17 protein-coding genes are annotated in these 19,889 nt (G+C 46.5%); 2 read left to right on the top strand and 15 right to left on the bottom strand.

Annotated elements, in window-relative coordinates; genetic code table 11:
- Positions 1 to 76 precede the first annotated feature (76 nt).
- The 3 genes from AC4G47_RS06630 to AC4G47_RS06620 form a co-directional block, all read right to left on the bottom strand.
- A complete protein-coding gene (locus tag AC4G47_RS06630) occupies positions 77 to 1,324 on the bottom strand; it encodes a DNA glycosylase AlkZ-like family protein (protein WP_491105371.1) in 1,248 nt (415 codons plus the stop codon).
- Complete coding sequence (gene brfA / locus AC4G47_RS06625) at positions 1,321 to 1,542, bottom strand: ribosome rescue factor BrfA (protein ID WP_491105370.1); 222 nt, start codon at positions 1,540 to 1,542, stop codon at positions 1,321 to 1,323. Before brfA ends, AC4G47_RS06630 begins: the two co-directional genes overlap by 4 nt.
- Positions 1,543 to 1,665: 123 nt before the next feature.
- Positions 1,666 to 2,262: a restriction endonuclease gene (locus AC4G47_RS06620; RefSeq protein ID WP_491105368.1), complete on the bottom strand. Its 597-nt coding sequence runs from the start codon at positions 2,260 to 2,262 to the stop codon at positions 1,666 to 1,668.
- Positions 2,263 to 2,522: 260 nt separating this feature from the next.
- On the opposite strand from AC4G47_RS06620, the gene AC4G47_RS06615 reads away from it, so the two are divergent.
- Positions 2,523 to 3,794: a hypothetical protein gene (locus tag AC4G47_RS06615; RefSeq protein WP_491105366.1), complete on the top strand. Its 1,272-nt coding sequence runs from the start codon at positions 2,523 to 2,525 to the stop codon at positions 3,792 to 3,794.
- A gap of 122 nt (positions 3,795 to 3,916) precedes the next feature.
- Here the strand turns inward: AC4G47_RS06615 and msrA are convergent, their stop codons facing one another.
- The 6 genes from msrA to AC4G47_RS06585 form a co-directional block, all read right to left on the bottom strand.
- A complete protein-coding gene (gene msrA, locus AC4G47_RS06610) occupies positions 3,917 to 4,432 on the bottom strand; it encodes a peptide-methionine (S)-S-oxide reductase MsrA (protein WP_491105364.1) in 516 nt (171 codons plus the stop codon).
- Between the two features lie 179 nt (positions 4,433 to 4,611).
- Positions 4,612 to 4,869 carry a GlsB/YeaQ/YmgE family stress response membrane protein gene (locus AC4G47_RS06605; RefSeq protein WP_062835823.1) on the bottom strand — a complete coding sequence of 86 codons (258 nt, stop codon included), beginning with the start codon at positions 4,867 to 4,869 and terminating at the stop codon, positions 4,612 to 4,614.
- 335 nt (positions 4,870 to 5,204) lie between these two features.
- A complete protein-coding gene (locus tag AC4G47_RS06600; protein ID WP_458123735.1) occupies positions 5,205 to 6,509 on the bottom strand; it encodes an ATP-binding protein in 1,305 nt (434 codons plus the stop codon).
- The gene (locus AC4G47_RS06595) at positions 6,509 to 7,972 is read right to left on the bottom strand and encodes an RtcB family protein (protein WP_491105362.1); all 1,464 of its coding nucleotides are present in this window, start codon (positions 7,970 to 7,972) and stop codon (positions 6,509 to 6,511) included. Before AC4G47_RS06595 ends, AC4G47_RS06600 begins: the two co-directional genes overlap by 1 nt.
- A gap of 500 nt (positions 7,973 to 8,472) precedes the next feature.
- Positions 8,473 to 9,291: a TerC family protein gene (locus AC4G47_RS06590; RefSeq protein ID WP_458123737.1), complete on the bottom strand. Its 819-nt coding sequence runs from the start codon at positions 9,289 to 9,291 to the stop codon at positions 8,473 to 8,475.
- Positions 9,292 to 9,568: 277 nt separating this feature from the next.
- Positions 9,569 to 9,880 (bottom strand): DUF3817 domain-containing protein, encoded by a 312-nt coding sequence (locus AC4G47_RS06585; protein WP_491105360.1) that lies wholly within the window; start codon positions 9,878 to 9,880, stop codon positions 9,569 to 9,571.
- A gap of 215 nt (positions 9,881 to 10,095) precedes the next feature.
- On the opposite strand from AC4G47_RS06585, the gene AC4G47_RS06580 reads away from it, so the two are divergent.
- Entirely contained in the window at positions 10,096 to 11,199 is a 1,104-nt protein-coding gene (locus tag AC4G47_RS06580; protein ID WP_491105359.1) for a glycosyltransferase family 4 protein, read from the top strand.
- Between the two features lie 61 nt (positions 11,200 to 11,260).
- Here AC4G47_RS06580 and AC4G47_RS06575 read toward each other — a convergent pair whose 3' ends face one another.
- The 6 genes from AC4G47_RS06575 to pulA (AC4G47_RS06550) all read right to left on the bottom strand — a co-directional run bounded on the left by AC4G47_RS06575 (position 11,261) and on the right by pulA (AC4G47_RS06550) (position 19,818).
- Positions 11,261 to 11,623 (bottom strand): HIRAN domain-containing protein, encoded by a 363-nt coding sequence (locus AC4G47_RS06575; RefSeq protein ID WP_491105357.1) that lies wholly within the window; start codon positions 11,621 to 11,623, stop codon positions 11,261 to 11,263.
- A gap of 38 nt (positions 11,624 to 11,661) precedes the next feature.
- A complete protein-coding gene (locus AC4G47_RS06570; RefSeq protein ID WP_458123741.1) occupies positions 11,662 to 12,633 on the bottom strand; it encodes a helix-turn-helix transcriptional regulator in 972 nt (323 codons plus the stop codon).
- Positions 12,634 to 12,912: 279 nt separating this feature from the next.
- The gene (locus AC4G47_RS06565; RefSeq protein ID WP_491105355.1) at positions 12,913 to 13,428 is read right to left on the bottom strand and encodes a hypothetical protein; all 516 of its coding nucleotides are present in this window, start codon (positions 13,426 to 13,428) and stop codon (positions 12,913 to 12,915) included.
- 161 nt (positions 13,429 to 13,589) lie between these two features.
- Entirely contained in the window at positions 13,590 to 14,219 is a 630-nt protein-coding gene (locus tag AC4G47_RS06560) for a 50S ribosomal protein L25 (protein ID WP_458123743.1), read from the bottom strand.
- A gap of 279 nt (positions 14,220 to 14,498) precedes the next feature.
- Entirely contained in the window at positions 14,499 to 17,375 is a 2,877-nt protein-coding gene (gene pulA, locus AC4G47_RS06555) for a type I pullulanase (protein WP_491105353.1), read from the bottom strand.
- A gap of 394 nt (positions 17,376 to 17,769) precedes the next feature.
- Positions 17,770 to 19,818, bottom strand: coding sequence for a type I pullulanase (pulA, locus tag AC4G47_RS06550; protein ID WP_491105351.1), 2,049 nt, complete (start codon positions 19,816 to 19,818; stop codon positions 17,770 to 17,772).
- Positions 19,819 to 19,889: the final 71 nt, after the last annotated feature.

The following is a 19,889-nucleotide window of genomic DNA, read 5'->3' as shown; positions in this document are numbered from 1 at the left end:
CCCCTTTTTTTTGTCCTTTTAGATCCTTTCATTAATTCCAATTCCCGTACCCGTATACTCCTCGCATATTCCCTAATCAAATCGATTTTAGCAGCTTTTTCAACCCTTTCGGTACCGTCTTATCCATGGTGATGGAACGCGCTCCATGCATGGATGCAAAGAATTGCAGCCCCTCTCTGAAATCCGTGATCCATTCCTCCACAGGTGGAGCTGTCTCCTCCATGGATAACAAGCGGACCGTAAGTACTCCTGTTTTGCGATCCAGTCTGGGGTCCATCCGTCCAATCAGCCGATCACCGTGAAGAATAGGCATGGCATAATACCCGTAGGTTCTTTTCACCTCTGGCGTATAAATCTCCCATTTATAATGAAAATCAAATAAATCCACAATACGTTCTCTTCTCCATAACAAGTTGTCCAGCGGCGGCAAGAAACGTACCGGACCTGACGGATCATAGTGTGGCTCTTCCCTTTCCATACGTAGTAGCAAATCCTCATCTTCAGCACGAATATAATAAGGTGTCGCCACGTCCTCCACCTCAAGCGGGATCATTCGTCCATCTGACACACGAGCAGCAATATCGGCGCGACGTTCAGCCGCTGTAGATTTGAGCCAACCCAGACGGGGATCACGGGCATCTACAACCCGATATGCATGAATGTATTTATCCAGTAGAGCCTGTCTCTGGGCAAACACATCCATGTCTTCTTTCATCGGAAGCCCCTGTTGCTGCAATTCGGATTCGGTAATATCAAAATAACGTTCATTCCCCTGCCTCGCCACCACTCGAATCACAGCGGAGTCCAACAGTAGATTCAGAGCAAGTGTTGTATCCTTGGTCTTCGGCACATCCGCACTGTCCCAATAACCACTTACCCGTTCAACAGCACGGAAAGCTCTCGAAGGTAAAGGCCCTTCTTCCTTCAAACGCTGTAACACATGCTGCACTGTTTTCTCCAGACCTTGTAAGGACGGAGCCAGACGCTCCCTTAACCGAGCACGCACAGGTTCAAAAAGAGCATAGACTTCGATTGGAATGACACAGGCGGCATTTGCAAAATATTCAAACACCTTGTGATCACTCAGCAGCGCATTTAAACTGTTAGAAGTATAACCAGGGTCACGAGCACCCAGCACCAAATGCTGGTTTCCGGTTACAGCAGCCACAGGATCGATCTGCACACAGCCAAGGGAGCGGATCAGACTCAAAACTTGGTCGGGTCCCGAAGGTAAGGAAACTGCGGGCCAACGTCCCAGTAAAGCTTGTGTTTGCAGCAAAAAACGCCGAACGATTTTCTTATTCATGTGCAGCGCTGTTGTCATATGTATAGGTTCTTCCTAAAATAAAAAGAAGCACCACCATCCTGGATGATCTGCTTCTTGTGTTTGACCTTTTGCAATTTTTCCTGCTTTGTAGGCATGAGGCGTACATGCTGGGATAGCGCACCATAATCACCGTTGACTCTCCGGCTCTGTTCCGAGCACCACTTACTTGACCGCTCTGCTTTGCGTAATGCTTTTTGTGTTTGTGTACGTGCCATAATGGATTACACTCTCCTTTGGTTGATATACACTCAATATATCATGTGCAGCTACGCAAGTGAAGGTGCTCCTACTGGAATAGGCATATACATCATTAAAAGGGTTCCACCCAACCCAAGTACTTAGCGGGATTGCCGCTTTCGCCTGGACTGCCACGTCTCAATCGGTTCGTGATCATCTTCCTCAATCAGTTCCAGTGCTTCTACCATTCTTTTCGCTTTGAATAACAGAATTAACTCCATCAGGTCTTCCCGATCCAGCAACTTCACTCCATTGACCGCTGCAAGTGTCCTGCAGGCTTCGGTGTAACGGGCAGACGTCAATACAATCGATCGGTCGGCTTCATAATAACGCATGGATGTATAGATTTCCTGCACAGCACTCAACCCTACGGGATGGTTCGCACCATATCGCTTCGCTTGTACAACACTTCGTCTACCGAGTCGATCAACAAATACAAGATCAGCCCCGAAGTCCCGGCTGCTTGTCGTTTTATGAACCTCATCGTACCCGAGCTCTTCAAATAGATGATAGAGATATAATTCAAATTCCGAACCGTCCTCCATCTTGTCGATGTCCTTTATCGTAATCTTACGAGGATTGGCTTCACTTCGGATCCGCTGCCCGCGCCCGATAACACGCCGAATAATCCAGGTCAATATCAACAATATGATGATACATCCAATGACCCATAGGGTCACATTTTCACTCCAATTCATAGCTCTTCTCCTTGTTCATTCCTATGTTGTATCCAACGTCTTATGCAGATATGGCTTGTCACCGCACTAAATATATCAGACTTCCCCCTTCATCGAAAGAAGATGAAATCCCTGTAACCGCCCCACTTCATTAAACAGAGATAATACGATATACGAATGATAAAAGGTTACAGTATGTTCGGTTGAATTCAACTTGACTTCAATGGTAAAATTCAACAATCGGTTCTATTTTGAACCGAAGAAGAAAGGTGGTTTATCACTTGCATACATTGACCAAACACAAGTCCAAAACATGGGCTGCCCTCATTCTTAGCGGCATGCTCCTCTTCACCATGCATACAACGAGTTACGCTGCCGCCTCACCCGAATCCATGCCCAAACCGGCGTGGACATCATCTTCTCTGTTGCTGTCTGAGGCCAATACAGAGAAAGATGTCCTGATCAAGGAAATCTATGCCGTGCCTTCGAAAAATCTCGTATATGTGCATGCTTCCCAGCCCGTCACCAAAACAAGCAGCAAAACAACACTGGACTGGCAACTGGACTCCCTTCAGGCATTCGATGCGACAACTGGACAATTGAAGTGGAATACGATATTCCATGAGAAAAGTGGCCCTTACACAACCTACTCCGATTCGGTATATGCAAGCAACGGTACAGCATATGTGTATATGGAGTATTCGGACAAAACCAAAAAATTGTACTCATTCAATACATCTGGCAAAACCAACTGGGTCAAAACGGTGAATTCACCTGCAAGTATTTCCCTACTGGATAACGATACGCTGATGGTTGCTACAAGTCAGGGCGTACAATCGAATGGTTCAGTTCGCTCAGCCATCTCGTTATATGACAAAAAGGGCAAGCTGATTACCGAAAAGACGATTAACGGTGCTGTGCTTAAAGCTGATCATGGTCGAATTGTAGTGGATGCCAGTAAACAAACCAAGGTAGGCAACTTCTGGCAACAAGCCGCGAATCCCAAAGTGGAGATCTATGATCGTACGTTGAATCGTCTGTCCTTCTACCAATTCCCCGCCAGTGCGAATACACTAGGAGATGGCGGCGGTGAATCACTGGCTATTCTGGGCGATGGTTCCATTCTTATGCGCGCCAATTTCGAGAACACGGGTAACCGACTGATGGGCTTTGGCATCGATGGCAAGCTCGCTTGGGGACGTGCCATTGCTGGTGATGCCTACATTCAGACAGCTGGCAACGGCTATACAGTCTTGACAGGGCAGAAGCTGGAACTGTACACGATGAAAGGCAAAGTGACCGAGCGTACATTCAAGGACGCACAACCTGCACTTATGCGTGTGGACCAGACGCAGGATGGACAGTACCAGCTTGATTTTGCCAAAACAGGATACATTCTTGATCCACAGAAACTGGAGGACGTACATGTCTACACCACCAGTGCTTCAGTTCCTTCATTAGAAGGTATCTCTACTTATATGGATGATTTCATCTATTCCATGAACAATGAGTCATTGTCCAAATATGTACTGAAGTCCACTCCTGCAAAATAAAAAAGAGTCTATCAGGATCTTTATCGTATGCCAGTGATTCTAGTTCCATATACTAGCCAAAAAAAGCCGGAAAAGTTCTATTAAAGAACTCTCCGGCTTTTCACTGTCAGGATATCCTTATTCTATTTCCAATTTTCTTCTATAAACTCGTCCCGTCCGGATAACGCACGGTCTTCCTTATAGTGTTTCTCGTTTTTCTTGTGGTAATTCTGATGATAGTCTTCAGCCGGATAAAATACGACAGCATCACGAATTTCCGTAACAATGGGTTGATCGAATCTTACACTAGCTGCAAGTTCCTGCTTGGACTGTTCAGCAAGCTCACGCTGACGTTCATTATGCACAAAGATCGCTGTACGATACTGTGTACCCCGATCCTGGAACTGGCCTCCGTCATCCGTCGGATCAATCTGGGGCCAGTACAGCTCCAGCAGTCGTTCATAAGGGAACACATCTGGATCGAATGTTATTTCAACCACTTCGACATGACCGGTCTCTCCAGTTTTGACCTGCTCATATGTTGGATTCTCGACGTGACCACCGGCATAGCCGGATATTATGCCATGAATGCCCGGTTGTTCTTCAAACGGTGTAACCATACACCAGAAACATCCGCCGGCGAATGTAGCTTTTTCCATTCCGTTCATCCCTTCTTATCGAAACTACCTATAGAATACTGATGCTAATGTGCGCATACATTCTTATATTTTAAAACAACAAGAGGTTGATTGAAAGCCATGGTTATGGCTCTCAATCAACCTCTTCATTTTGTACTACATATGGCTGACAACTTATTCAAGAAGTTATCTTGAATTCGTTACCCGCGACTACGTCCCATCGAACGGAAGATCAAGCTTACGATCGCTACAAGAACGATTGCACCAATCAATGCAGGTACAATGTGGAATCCGCCCATCTCAGGACCCATATCTCCCAAGATTACTCCACCTAACCATCCACCGATGAAACCAGCAATGATGTTACCAATTACACCACCCGGGATGTCACGACCAACGATCAGACCTGCCAACCAACCAATGATACCACCGATAATTAATGACCATAACCAACCCATATCATTCACCTCTAATTAAAGTTTTTGTTGTTGTCTGTCTACTATTAACCGCTACAGAAGCATTTAAACAATTGGCATAATTTTTTTTGCATATTACCTTTTGTCCCGATGCATCCTTCTCTGCAAAACAGGCCTCGGCCCAGTACGGAAACAGATCGCGTCACTTTCCGGCATCTCACCAGCTCAGGGCTGCGTTATGTACCTCCCGAAAGTCATTGTATGTTAGAGCAGACAAGGTTAGTATCACCAATTGAGGTAGGATTATTTATAGTCCCATACTAAAAGTTCATATACGTCACAGTGGCCATGTTCCGATTATGAATCGATCCTACCAATCAATAAAATCCTGCACGTTCCTTACCCGGCTGCGCTAGCCAGGTATGTTTGTGGCTCTTGTCCAATTCGCCACGCATCGACTGAATGACTTTCACAATGTCTGTCTGTCCATTCTGATGCCATTCCAGCGCAACGCTGACATACAACTCACCCAACTGCGCAAGAGAGAAGGTGTCGGTCAGGCGGGCTGCCTCTACCGTGCCTGCTTCACCCGCGAATATGGTGAAGCCTCGTTGCCGCAAATATTGCAGGCGAAGCTCTTCATCTGGCAACGGAATTTCATAAGCTCGGTCGAACCGTCCAGCACGGTTCATCAGGCCTGGGTCTATTTTCTCCGGATAATTCGTTGTCCCGATCAGGAAAATGCCTTCTTTCGAAGTTGCTCCATCCAGTGTATTCAGGAAAAAGGAACGGACTTCATCCGGCATCGAATCGATGTCCTCAATAATCAGCACCATCGGTGCCAACCGTTTGGCAGCCTCGAACACTTCTCGCACCGATTCACTATTGGTATACTCCGTAATCTGCCAATACGCAGCCGGTCCCGGGATACTTCCAGCAATGGATTTCACCAATGTGGTCTTGCCGTTTCCAGGGTGTCCATACAATAGAATTCCCCGTTTGTACGGGATATCATAATCTCGGTAAAAAGAACGATCCGCTTCAAAGAATTGATCCAGCGAGCGGAAAATATCCTGTTTGATCTGGGCCGAGAGAACGACATCTTCCCTTCCCACGGAACGAGTGATGGATTCGACATGGCGATCGCTGCCATTCCGGGCATCGGTGTAAACCGTCACTTTTTTCATATTTTGCTGACGTTCCCGTTCGCGGACACTTCCCAGAAATTGCTTCATCTCCTCATCACCGACAGCAAAGACAAAGTCTTCACTGTAGATTCCGTTCTCTCGGAAAAATGGAACACGCACAAGCGCAACGCCCCATTTCGGATAGGCAAATACGTTATTACGAATGGAGTAATGCACACCATAGGTGGGCACATCTCCATCATCGTCGTAATGCAACGTCTGAAGCTCCAGATCCTCGAATATGCGGGCTACCAATTCCACTTCGGCACTACCATTCTGCAAGTCTTCCCGGAGTAACTCCCAATATTCATTGTTCGGGTCAGAACTGGCATAGAGCTTGTATTCGACCCCATAACGCTGATTGAGTGCCTCACTGATTCCACGGATGAGCCTTGAATAGATAGCGTACCCTTCCACTCGAATTCGGGTATCATGTTGTTCGTCATAGGTATAAATCGCTTGCGTTGGATCGGTTTGTTTTTCGTTTATTGTCATTATTTCGCTCCCTTTACCGCTACAAGCGGTTTGCATTTGGCTACAACTTGAGCCAGGCCTGCGCCGGTAACACTGTCTATAATTTCATCTACATTTTTATAAGCCTGAGGTGACTCATCAATAATGGATTCAAGCGAGCGCTGGTTTACCACAATCTCATCTTCTGTACCCACACCCAGTGCCGAAGCAAAATCTTCCACGGAAACCAGTCGCTTCGTTGCCGTCCGTGAACGGATCCGACCCGCACCGTGACATATTGAATAATAATTATCGGCGCCTTGTGGCTGACCCACCATGATATACGAAGCAGTTCCCATGGAACCGGGAATAAGCGCGGGATGTCCTGTTGCCAGATAAGGCTTCGGATTATCAGGGTGCCCTGCTGGCAACGCACGTGTCGCACCTTTCCGATGTACAAAAACGGAACCCTGGTCTGCGTGGGATTCCTCCCAAGCATAGTTGTGCATCAGATCGTACAATGTACGAAATTCACATTTGGAGCCAAACACATCCCGGAAAGCCTCGCGAATAGCATACGCAATCAGATGACGATTGACAACGGCGTAATTCAAAGCAGAATACATCATATTCACATAATGACGACCTTCCGCATGCTCAAGCGGGGCAAAGACCAGTCTCGGATCGGATGTTCCCAGGTTAAGGCGCTGCATGACTTTGGCAATGGCCGACGAACTCGTCTGACTTACATAACCACCCCATGCACGCGAGCCGGAATGAATCATGACCACAACCTGTCCATCGTACAATCCCCAAGCTTCGGCGATTTCACGATTCTCTTCTGCAATTTCAATCGCCTGGATTTCGGCAAAATGATTCCCCCCACCCAGTGTACCAAGCTGACGATGCGAACGATGCCACGTCATATCTGGAATGTGGTTTAATACATCCTCATCGTAAACGAACTTACTACTTTCCACATGCGTCATCGAGGTTGATTTTTTTGGGGTATAGCTGTCCGGAATATACTTTTTCGGTAACCCATGCAGCCCTTTACGAACAATATGTTCCAGTCTTATATCTGAGTAATGGCCTCGCTGGTTCGCCTCCATCGGCAATACTTTCTCAATGGCCTTAACGAGTTTGCGGCGGAGTTTGATATCTTTCAATTCGTCCTTGTGCAGGTTCGTCATATGCACTCGCATGCCACACCCAATATCACTGCCCACGATGGAGGGAGATACGTATCCGCTCTGTGCATCCCACACAGCTGTCGTTCCAATGCAGGTACCTACACCGACATGTACGTCTGGTGTGTAACTCATATAAGAGATTCCCGGAATCTGAAGATTATTGTTCGCCATCTCGAACACCTTGTAATCGAGCGAAGAGAAGAGCTGTTGCGCCGCATATACGGTCAGATCGCCTGCAGGCAATTTCACTTCATGCCGATAGTCACCTGCGCATTCGTTCTGCTTGGTAAATAAATTAAACTCTGTATTCATAAATGTGTTTTATTCCTTCCTGTACGTTCAGCAAATTCGGTTTGCTGATTCCTTGTATAAAATAAACATAAAAAAGCCATAGGCTATTCGCCCATGACTTCTACTGAATGACAATAACGGAGAACAGAGCAGCATGAATATGCTGTGGCTGTCATCCATCGCTATAATATAAGCGCGAAGAACGCATATCGTTTATACACCTGTTAAGCGATATGCCTATCTCCTATGTCGACCGTATGAGGCCAATGAAACGATGAGCCGGATATGCTATTGTGTCTACGTTGCGCCCTGTTTGAATCAAATCATAACCAAGCATCATGTCTCTCGGCCTCCCTTCGTTAATGTTAGTCTTATATTAAGGGGACTAGAATTCATGTGTCAACCCTTTTCTTGGAAAATGGACCATGCGCATATTTCATATGCAAACAAAAACAGGAGACTGTCCTAGGACAGCCTCCTGTTTTGCAGCTAATAATGATGTTGTTAGCGTAACATTATTATTACAATCCTGCTTGTTTTTCCAACTCTTCAACCGGATTTTCGTCTTCTTTTTCAGGAGCTTTGGAAGACAGGAACCAACCACATACCGCAATGGTGATCAGTACAATATAGAATCCGAATTTCCAAATTTTATTTTCCGGGAAATGCTCATCCAGAACACCCAACGAAGGGTGTGCAAGTGTTATAACTGCCAGTTTAACCCCTACCCAACCTACGATGACAAAAGCCGCAACTTCAAGCCCTGGACGGGAATGAAGCAATTTCACGAAGTATGTGGCTGCAAAACGCATGATCACAAGCCCGATGAATCCACCGAGGAAGATAACGATAAACTGTCCACCGTCAAGTCCCCCAATTGGAGGCAATCCACTTGGTGGCAACGCCACGGCCAGAGCAACAGCAGCCAGAATGGAATCGACTGCAAATGCGATATCGGCTACTTCGACTTTGAATACCGTCATCCAGAAACCGGATTGTTTTTTCGGCTTCTTCGGAGTTGAATCAGCTGCTTCATCTGTTTTATTGCGACTGCCAAGTATCTTTTTAACGATGTGGTTAATCGAAATGTACAGGAGATACAGGGCACCGATCGCTTGTACCTGCCATACATCGACCAGGAAAGAGATCAGGAACAACGAACCTAAACGGAAAACAAATGCACCCATCAGACCATAGAACAACGCTTTTTTGCGCTTATCTTCAGGCAAGTGTTTAACCATAATTGCGAGTACCAATGCATTATCTGCTGCGAGTAATCCTTCAAGGACCACTAAGACAGCAAGCACCCACCCATATTCTAATAATAATGAAACATCCAAAATTGACTCCTCCTTAATATTCTTATGATGTACAAAAAAAAGGACCTTTACCATCACTGGTAAGGTCCTTTTATATCCACAAAAAGAGACCTTTACCGAGCATGAAAACTTGGTAAAGGTCTCGCTAACAACAAAATTGCTGCCAATAAAGCCGGGGATATGATCCCGAATTGACGACTTTACTGTAAAAGCTACTCCCCTTTAACAGGAATATGTAGTTTTAGTTGGAACGGGTTGTTTAACCTGTACTCATCATATTTCATAACGTTAAATAAAGTCAAGCTTTATTTAATTGACGAGACAACTTACGGAATACAACAATATCGTAGATCATGTTCCCCAGTGGAATGAAGGAAACGAAGAACAGAGCAATTGGACGGCGCAAACGCCATTTCTGTGAAGTGTACAAACTCACCATAAACAACAAATACATTAAAAACAAAAAACCGTACAAATTTCCAAACCATGTGACAGCCTGCGGCATAATCCCGGCATCCCTCAATGGAAAAGCAACAAACAGCAGCAACACATACGAAATCCCCTGCAACCACAACATCAGCCGGAAGCGCCCCAGCATAGAATGTAACATTATTTTCCTCCTGCTTCTATACATGTAACGAACTCAATGTTCCCGTACAGTATATCACAAAAGCCGCAGATTTCCGCTCCAATACATGCAGCAGATTATTCCTGCACACTCATATGGGTGGTTCACCTGCCTGTTTACAGGAGCCAAATGCTTCTGATGCTCATAGGATATATGACGAAGATTGTTACAGATGTCGGACAAGGAGGAGCCTGATCATGAAAATCGCTATGGTTGCACCCGAGAAATTGCCTTTGCCCGGTAATGGTTCAGTGGAAATCTGCATTCTGGGCATCGCTCGCGAACTTGCCCATCGCCATCAGGTGACCATCATAAGTCGTCAAATGGCAGGTCTCGCCGCCACGGAGCAGATCGACGGCATAACCATTCTGCGCGTGTCTGCATCAAGTCCTGTCGGGTACACCAAAGCAGCCATACGACTGTTATCCAAACAACCCTTCGATGTGATTCAAGTGGATAACAGGCCTAGAAGCATGGCTGCCATTAAACAAGCTTTTCCACACACCCCCGTTGTACTCTATCTCCACTCGCTAACGTTCGCGCAGCCTGGAGCTTCCAGACATGCATTAATGAAAAAAGCCGATTGGATCGCCGTCAACAGCCAATCCTTGAGACAAAGGCTGGGCCGCAGATTTCCATTTGTAAAACGCCGGATGAGCGTTGTTCCACTTGGTGCAGATCTAAGTCGCTTCCGGCCTGCTGAGTCCAGTGAAGAACATCTTCGCCTGCGTACGCAATTTGGAATCACTAAACCATTCTCTATTCTATATGTCGGTAGGCTCATCCCCGGCAAAGGCGTAGACATATTAATTCGGGCAACTGCTCTTCTTCAGCAACAGACGCCTGTTCAACTGGTTGTGGCAGGCAAAGGGCCTCCGCTCTACGTGCGTAAACTTCGCGAGCTTGCCCGGAAACAAAAAGTCCACATCTCTTTTCGAGGCCAGATAAACCATGAGCATATCGATCAGTTATACCGGGCAGTCGATTGTCTCGTCTGTCCATCCCAAGAACATGAAGCCTTTGGCCTGGTTAATGTGGAGGCCATGGCTTCGGGATTGCCTGTTATTGCTTCTGATAACGGAGGTATTCGTGAGATTATTGAATCAGGTATCAATGGGTACCTAGTGACGTCTTATAAGCGTCCTCAACGTTTTGCCTCTTGCCTGTATAAACTTGCAAGCAGTCCGAATTCTGCCGAAATATTGGGGAAGGCTGGTCGAGATAGCGCAGTCGCACAATTCAGTTGGACCCGAACAGCCATGCATCTGGAAGCCACCTATACCAGGCTCATCCGTGAATGAGCCTCCTTCTGTTTTGATAATCATCTTGACCCCAAATAGTGGGAGATATTATTTAAGAAGATCAAGCTTTTTCACGAGATTGCCATCCGGTAATAAAAGAATCCATCTGAGGAATGGGAATATGGCTCATTTCAATCAACTCCATAATAACCATATCTTTCATCATGAATCGTACTTTGGCACACGTTAGTTGATGAAATACATCGTAGAATGCAGCCCCGGTCCAACATCCATGAGGAACAACAACCGGATCATTAACGATATAACCTACGGCTCCAATTGGGGGAATGACAACCTTAATGGCTTGGTGATCCAAGCGATTATCTGGATCTTTGACGAGGTACACGGTATCCCCCACATGTAAAACCTGTACGCCATGGTAATGGTCCATCCCATACATAGCTGCGAATAATTTGGTACTCATATCACCTGCTCCTTTTCCTGCATTCTTCATGATTAACATTACAAAGATTCATTGTTCTCATAATGCTCCAACCACGCCACGAGTTGCTTCCGTATCTCTCTACGAAATTCAAGAGGTTCAAGTACTTCTGCCTCGGGCCCAAATTGATACAACCATTTCAAAAATTCTCGGCCGCTATTCAGTGTCACTTCAAATAACAATCCCCCATCCGACATATCTGTCATTCGCGGGCGAACAAACATCTCTTCTTCTTTTATGTAGGGGGCCACTTTCTCAGAGAATCTTACTTTGAAATGGATATTTTCATCGCCACGGTCAATGGACCATGTGTTCTTCATGTACTGCGTTATGTTGAAATCACCCTTGTCGAATTCAACATGTGTTCTCTCCACATCCAGAAAGCGGCTAATTCGAAACAATCGGACTTTTTGCAGCAAATGACAGTATCCAATCAGATAAAAACGTTGATCTCTCGGAATAAGATAATAAGGATCAATATCCCGGACCGTGATCTCATTTCTGGTCAGCGTATGATAATGAGTACGAATCGTTTGCCGGCTTAGGATCGCTTCGATGATGGGAATGAGCAAATTGGGGTCTTTTCCTTCCTCCCGATAAGCCGGAGTACCCATTCGAATAATTCCCGCAATATTTTCTACAATGTCACTGTTTCTTGATTTTAATTTGGTATGAGCCGACATGACCTTGTCAAAAGCTGAATCAAATTCAGCAGGTAACTTAGAAGTATCGACTACGGATGGAAGCATGGAGAAGACCATGGCTTCCTGTTCAGTAAAGTCTAACGGATACATCGCAAACTCACCAATAAATCGGTAACCCTTGCCATATCCTTCGTTCATAATAGGGGCGACCCTGTCCAAAATCCGAAGATCACGATAGATCGTGCGTACTGTCGTACCGCATTTCATCGCCAACTCCTTGGCCGAAATTCCAGGATTTGCTTGTATAGCTTGAAGTATACGCAGCAGACGAATTAATTTCTCTGTCATGTAGTTTCTCCCCTTCGATATTTTATCGGCAAGGAAAACTAGTTCCTTTAGTACAGAACTAAATCTTTAGTCCCAATATTATTTTCGCAATTTCACCGTCTGTATATAGTTCAATTGCACTTTTTCCCTCTTTTAATATACATTCTCTTACTTGCTTGCGTAAATTATTTACCATAAACTCCTTATACCTAAGTCTGAAAGCCTATACAAACTTCTAAAATTAATACAAAAAAAGCCTAATCTCTTCAAAGAGACAAGGCTATTTCTAGGAATTACTGGTTATGAAATGGTATTCAATTGCTTCATCACATTCGCCATATGCTCACAGAGTTCAGGAATATCTCCCATCTGGTCTTCATTCACACTGCGGTCAAAATGTACGTGTGCCGTAACGTTATACGTGATTGGCTGTTCATCGAAGATATACTGGATAGTCTGGCAGATCCGCTGCTCAGGCCAGCTTTGTTGCAATATCGAACGAATAGCTGGGCACTGCCTCTCAGGCTCCTTCATAACCATGCCAAACCGGATTTCCAAACGGCAACCTGGATGAGCGCCAGGCGTCTCCAGAATCTCCGCTGCGAGCTCCTCAAGGGAACTGCTTAACACGACTTCCCCTCTTACTTCCGGACGATCCCTGAGACAGAATTGTAACATGAACTCTCTGGACATCACTGCCATCTCCAGCCGATCTTTACGTCCCGTAATCTGAATACGTTCATCCAGGTTATCCATATCATATAGAACATTTTCAAAGCCAACTTTCAGATTGTCATATACCGTTGGATCAAACATTGAATAAACCCACCTTCTTTTCCTTTAACATGAATTGTAGTACATTCTCCACATTCATGCGAACGATGTGACTATTGAACTTGCTCGGAAAATAAAAAAAGCCCAGTCCTTAGGACTGGGCTCGGGTTTGCATCGGATCTCGCGAGATCCCTTAGCATGGCTTATTCTTCTGCAGCTTTTCCCTCAGCTGCCGGTTCAGCTTCCTCAGCAGATGCTGTTGGCTCTTCCTCAACCGCTTGTGGCGGCATAACGGAAGCGATGATGGATTCAGGTGATGTTATGAGTGTCAAACCTTTATCCAGTTTGATATCCGCAGCAGTCAAGCGATCACCAATGTCCAACCCGCTGACATCGACTTCAATGGAAGTTGGCAGATCCGCAGGCAATCCTTCTACTTCCAATTGTGTTTCTTGTGTCTGGAACACACCGCCAGCTTTCGAGCCGGCTGCTGTTCCCTGGAAGTCGATCGAAACACTTACGCTGATCGGCTTGTTCTTGGATATTTGCAGGAAGTCTACATGCAGCAAACGTCCGTTACGCTCTTGCTGATCCTTGATCAGCACAGGAACTGTTTTACCGCCCTCAACATTCAGGTTGAACATTTCGGAGCGGCCTGTGCGTGCCACTTTCAGCATTTCTTTTTCATCTACATGTATGGAGGCACCTTCTTGTCCCGGGCCGTAAACGACAGCGGGAACTCGTCCACCTTGTCTTAACAGGCGCAGTGCTGCACCTTTCTTTTCCGTTCTGGGCGTTGCTGTAAGTTGAGCCATTTTTCCGTTGGATTTCATGATTGAACATCCTCCTTCAAGGGATCACTACATTATATTTGTTGGAAAGCGCTAAGGCTTCTCTCATAGACCACGATGGTCTTTTTCCTGTGGCCGAATCGTGGGCCATATCTATATTTACCCCAATGATAGAGGATCTCAAACACTCAACAGGATAATTCTTTTTTGAATCAACCAGTGCTTCATGTAATCAGACCCAAAAAAGCAGTCGGAATCTCTTCCAACTGCTGGTTTATCAAGCTTTTACCGAACGACTATATGAGATTATAAAAAAAGAAATTATGCGCTGTTACGATCCTCTCTCAGATCGCTTTCGCGAATGACCTGCATCTCATCCGACCCACTGCGAACAATAATGTGCACATCACCGTCTTCAGGTACTATATCCACGTAACGGTCTCCGCATGTGTCTTTGGCTTCCCACTCGTTCAATCGAATGATCAATCCCAAGTGATGCAGACCCGGAGCAACACGGAAGCGGGCTTCAGCGGCATTTCCGACTTGTTCCAGCGGGACTGCTCCATCCTCCATACCAGTGCCCCAGACCCAGACATCCCAGCCCTCATAGTGCTGATCCTCCCGTTCATATCGAAGCGTGACGGTTCGCGAAACCTGTTTAAGAATGGTTACCCCAAGTGTTGCCCGGATTCCTCCAGCTTCAGCAATGATCTGCGTTGTTCCAGGTGATATCGCCCGCACGATCCCCGCTGAACTTACGGCTGCCATTTCCGAATGAGACGAGCTCCAACGTATAGTAGAATCCTGAAGCGGCTGACCGAATTGATCCAGAACCAATGCACGGAAACGGCTGATTCGAGTCATGTACATGACAGGTTCGCCCACAATTTCAATTCGCTCGGCATGACGATGATCCACCTGTAACATGCAAGTTGCCGTTATGTCCCCACAGTGGACTGTAATTGAAGTTTCTCCGCGTTCCAGTGCATGGATAGTTCCATCAGGCTGTATCCGAATAATCTCCGGCTCAGAAGAAGTCCAGGTAACAGGGGCATTCTCTACTACATTGCCAATGTTGTCCCTTACGATCGCTCGCAGTTGAACGGTCTCTGTTGGACTATATACCTGTCTTGGAAAACTAATCTCCAGTGTAGCGGGATCAGCGCCTCCAGCACGCTCTGTGTCGTACAAAACCATCAATGACCACCGTTCTACCCAAACAGTGCCACGAACGGTCTCAATCAGGTCTGTACCTGCCTGATGATCATTGACTACGACATGCCAGTCACCTTCCCCCAGGTCCACATGCTGCTGATGTTCCGTTCCGTTATAGATCACCATAATCTGATTCCAGGTGTCCTGATTCGCTCTATCCTGAAGCATAAATACAACTACATTGCCGTCGGCACGAATGATACGAAGGTGATTCCGTACCTGTTCGGCATCTATCATACGAAAGGCGGGATGTGTGCGCCGCAGATGGATAAGACCACGATAATAGTCAAACACCGTTCTGAACCGCGATTTGTTGGCCCACGTGATGGTATTCACCGCATCTCCGCTCCGATAGCTGTTATGATCACCGGCTTTGGATCTGAGCATCTCATCTCCTGCATGCAGAAACGGAATGCCCTGAGAGGTAAGCAGAATGCCGGAAGACAGTAACGAACGTCGAACCATCTCATGATCCAGTACATCATCTGCATCCACATATCGATATGGATCTGCTGCTTTTACAGCCGACTCAGCACTTCCGCCTCCCACCGGCTGTCCGTCCTTCCATACGGGAAAACCTAATTCATGTCTGATGTTCATCGTTGTTGCGATTTTATCCCACAGATTGAGATTGTCATGGGCAGTTACATAATTGACGGTTTCCACAGGTGAAGATGTAAAATCATCCAGTGCCCCGGCTAATCCCCTACAGAGCTCATATTCCCGCCCCCCGGCACCTGTGACAAACCCTTTTCCACCACCATCACTGTCTCCCTTGATTGCACTGCGAAAATGATCATTAAATACAGCAAATCCCTGACCTCGCTGTGTTCCTTTTAACGTTTTGCGGTCCAATGGCGAATCTCCACCCGTCCAGGGTTCCCCATAGACCAGAAATGCCGGATCGATCTGTTCCCGTAGTTCGCGCGTTAATTCATTCATCGTTTCCGTATCAATCAGAGCCATGAGGTCAAATCGAAATCCGTCCACATGATATTCTTCTGCCCAGTATCGGAGAGAATCGAGAATATACTTTCGCACCATTGGGCGTTCTGTCGCCAATTCATTGCCTACACCAGAACCATTACTGAGGGTGCCATCCTCCCGATAACGGTAATAATACCCTGGTACAATTCGATCAAAAGGTCCTTCTTCCACGCTATACGTATGATTATAGACAACGTCAAGCACAACGCGAATACCTTGTCTGTGCAGTGATTGAACAAGTGATTTGAACTCCCGAATACGAACCGCAGGATCACACGGATCGGTCGCATACGAACCCTCTGGAACGTTATAATGTTGGGGATCATACCCCCAGTTGTATGGTGCTCTGGCATTCGAACCCACATCCGCCGTAGCGAGTTCATTCACCGTCTGATAATCCGCCACAGGCAAAAGATGGACATGCGTAACTCCCAGTTCGGCAAGATGGTCTACCCCAATGCTATTCCCCGCTCTATCGGTGAGTCCAGATGCTGTGAATGCCAAGTATTTCCCCTTATATGGAATGTCCGCATGGGGATCGGAGGAGAAATCACGTACATGCAGCTCATATAGGACAGCATCCACTGGACGCAGAAAAGCAGGTTTGACATCCAGGTCCCAATCGACCGGATTGGTCGTTTCAGGATCTATAATGGCCGTTCGTTGCCCATTAGCTGTTACCGCTCTGGCATAAGGGTCAGCAACCACTTCCATTCGCTGTTCATCATGAATAATTCGGTACATATAAAAATGTCCTGCCCAATCACCGTTAAGCTTCAGACTCCATATTCCGTCCGCATCGCGCGTCAGAGAATATTCCTGCCCACCTTCATGATCTTGTACTTTGCCACTATCGTTGTAATGCCCTTCATCTTCAAAAACCAATATATAAACCTGTTGTGCCGTAGGTGCCCACAATTTAAAAGTACTTGCTGCACGAGTATATGTTAAGCCAAGATCGTTGCCTTCGTAACGAAAAGAAGTCCATTCCGGCATCGTTCCCACCGCCTTTATATCCATTGATTTCGTGTTGTCCCGATGTTACGGAGCGGGACGTTGTTTGTCAACCCGGGGTTGTCTGTACTCAACATATCGGTTCGATTCGAGCATTCAATTAGCAATCGCTTTCAAAATATAGATATGAAAACAAGCGCCATAGATTGACAGCATTTGTACCTGTCCTGACAAAAAAGTTTGAAATATGTAAGAATACATTGTAGGACTCACGTGGTTAGAACGAAAACTATACTAAACTACGCACTAAACTGGCGGACGTTATATTAAAGGTCGAGCATGACGAAGACCTCTTCGCCCAGTCCCCTGCTCTTTAACTCGACACAAAATCCCCTTTCCGGACGGAAAGGGGGATTAGTTTTATATTTTGTGGCAATCAGAACTTCGAATACATCACCGTCATGGATAGAGCATTCACAGTTACCTGTCCGTCCTGTACGACACGGATCGCATCAACACCGGCTTTCTCTTCCTCTACGACCACATTCCATGTCCCTGCGGGAACAGAGACGATACAAGTTTCTTTTGCCGCATTATAGATGACGACAATGCGTTCCCATGAATCGTTGACGGCCGCACCTTCCAATTCATAGGCCAGTATACCATTACCTTTTTCAAGAAGACGAATATGCTTCTCGATCTCTTCCCGTGTACGGAGCCGAAAGGCCGGATGCTCTCGCCGAAGACGGATCAGCCCGCAATAATAGTCAAACACCGGCTTGAACCGCTGCTTTTGCCCCCAATGAATGGCATTGACCACGTCTCCACTCTGATGGCTGTTGGCATCCCCATATTTGCTGCGAAGCATTTCATCTCCAGCCGCAATCAGGGGGACACCCTGGGAGGTGAGAACGATACCATTGGCAAGCAGACAACGCCTAACCGTCTCGTTCTCCAGAATATGATTCGGATCAATCTGTAGGTAAGGCTTAGCCTTCTCTACAGCCTCTTTCACACTTTGGCATCCCCGAATGCTTCCATCCTCGTTATAGGTCAGGAAATTCAGCGTATCGTGCAGTCCTTGTGTCCGTGCGACTTTGTCCCACAGGTTGAGATTATCATGCACCGTCACATAATTAATGGTTTCGGTTGGGCCATCCGTAAAATCATGAATGGCTCCCCGTACGCCTGTCCACAATTCGTCTTCTTTTCCATCCGCGCCCGTCGCAAAACCCGTACCCACACCATCACTGTCTCCCTTAATCACCCCACGGAAATTATCGTTAAAGACGGCAATCCCCGCTCCGCGCTGTGCTCCTTTTAGGGTCATATCATCCCCAAGTGGTGAATCCAGTGCCCCCCATGGTTCACCATATAGCAATATGGATGGGGATATTTCGGCGTGCAACTCCACTGCAAGCTGCTTCATCGTAGTTGTGTCGATTAGGCCCATCAGGTCAAATCGAAAACCATCCACATGATACTGCTCTGCCCAGTATCGAACCGAATCGATAATAAACTTGCGTACCATGGCGCGTTCGGTAGCCACCTCATTGCCTGTACCTGAACCATTGCTGTAAGTCCCATCGGCATTCTGGCGATAGTAGTACCCGGGTACCATTTTTTCAAACGAGCTGCCCGCCGTATCAAACGTATGATTATATACCACATCCATTATGACACCTATGCCCTTGTTATGGAGAGCAAGTACCATCGATTTGAATTCACGAATTCGTGTCTTCGGTTCATCCGCACGTGAGGCATAAGAACCTTCCGGGACATTGTAATGAAGTGGGTCATATCCCCAGTTATAGTTGGAGGCATCAGACGTATCACCATCCACCCTGGATTCATCCACTGTCGCAAAATCAAATACAGGCAGCAGATGCACATGGGTAATTCCCAGTTCAACCAAATGATCGATTCCCAGCGTGTTGCCCTCTGCATCCCGGAGCCCCGTCTCCGTAAAAGCCATGTATTTTCCTTTATGCGTGATTCCAGATGACGGGTGTATGGAGAAATCACGCACATGCAGTTCGTACAAAACGGCATCTACAGGACTGGTCAATTCAGGGCGAATATCCTCACTCCACCCATACGGATGCGTCTGCTCCAGGCTGATGATTACACCCATTTCTCCGTTCATGGTGACCGCTCGTGCGTAGGGATCTACAGCTTCGGTAGAATGTCCGTCTTCAAAAGTGGGCTTGTACATGTATCGATAGTTATCTAAATTCCCTTCCAGCTCCAGAGCCCAAATGCCTTGTTCTTTCTTGTGCATAGGTAACGCCCTCTGTTTCAGTTGATTGGGCTCTTCCTCCGGGCCCCCACCTGTCAAAGGCGGGTACAGGAGTAGTTCCATCTGAACGGCTAACGGTGACCAGACTTTGAAGTGACAGGCTTGTGCTTCTACTATGACACCCAGATCTCTTCCTTCGTATGTATCTTCTGAAATTAATAGCCCCTGCTTATCCTCTTCAATCATGTGTGTTGTTCCCCTCTCGTTGAGAAATTAATGAATATGGATGGAACGAGTACCCCTTACCCTTTATACCC

Source organism: Paenibacillus sp. Negev47 (assembly GCF_058313655.1).
The sequence above is the reverse complement of the archived record's forward strand: the minus strand, read 5'-3'. Positions and strand labels throughout refer to the sequence as shown.

What these genes read in the sequence shown, in the direction of transcription:
- AC4G47_RS06630 (WP_491105371.1), bottom strand. Translation starts at nt 1,324, where the DNA reads ATGACAACAGCGCTGCACATGAATAAGAAAATCGTTCGGCGTTTTTTG.
- brfA (WP_491105370.1), bottom strand. Translation starts at nt 1,542, where the DNA reads ATGGCACGTACACAAACACAAAAAGCATTACGCAAAGCAGAGCGGTCA.
- AC4G47_RS06620 (WP_491105368.1), bottom strand. Translation starts at nt 2,262, where the DNA reads ATGAATTGGAGTGAAAATGTGACCCTATGGGTCATTGGATGTATCATC.
- msrA (WP_491105364.1), bottom strand. Translation starts at nt 4,432, where the DNA reads ATGGAAAAAGCTACATTCGCCGGCGGATGTTTCTGGTGTATGGTTACA.
- AC4G47_RS06605 (WP_062835823.1), bottom strand. Translation starts at nt 4,869, where the DNA reads ATGGGTTGGTTATGGTCATTAATTATCGGTGGTATCATTGGTTGGTTG.
- AC4G47_RS06600 (WP_458123735.1), bottom strand. Translation starts at nt 6,509, where the DNA reads ATGACAATAAACGAAAAACAAACCGATCCAACGCAAGCGATTTATACC.
- AC4G47_RS06595 (WP_491105362.1), bottom strand. Translation starts at nt 7,972, where the DNA reads ATGAATACAGAGTTTAATTTATTTACCAAGCAGAACGAATGCGCAGGT.
- AC4G47_RS06585 (WP_491105360.1), bottom strand. Translation starts at nt 9,880, where the DNA reads ATGTTACATTCTATGCTGGGGCGCTTCCGGCTGATGTTGTGGTTGCAG.
- AC4G47_RS06580 (WP_491105359.1), top strand. Translation starts at nt 10,096, where the DNA reads ATGAAAATCGCTATGGTTGCACCCGAGAAATTGCCTTTGCCCGGTAAT.
- AC4G47_RS06575 (WP_491105357.1), bottom strand. Translation starts at nt 11,623, where the DNA reads ATGAGTACCAAATTATTCGCAGCTATGTATGGGATGGACCATTACCAT.
- AC4G47_RS06570 (WP_458123741.1), bottom strand. Translation starts at nt 12,633, where the DNA reads ATGACAGAGAAATTAATTCGTCTGCTGCGTATACTTCAAGCTATACAA.
- AC4G47_RS06565 (WP_491105355.1), bottom strand. Translation starts at nt 13,428, where the DNA reads ATGTTTGATCCAACGGTATATGACAATCTGAAAGTTGGCTTTGAAAAT.
- AC4G47_RS06560 (WP_458123743.1), bottom strand. Translation starts at nt 14,219, where the DNA reads ATGAAATCCAACGGAAAAATGGCTCAACTTACAGCAACGCCCAGAACG.
- pulA (WP_491105353.1), bottom strand. Translation starts at nt 17,375, where the DNA reads ATGCCGGAATGGACTTCTTTTCGTTACGAAGGCAACGATCTTGGCTTA.
- pulA (WP_491105351.1), bottom strand. Translation starts at nt 19,818, where the DNA reads ATGATTGAAGAGGATAAGCAGGGGCTATTAATTTCAGAAGATACATAC.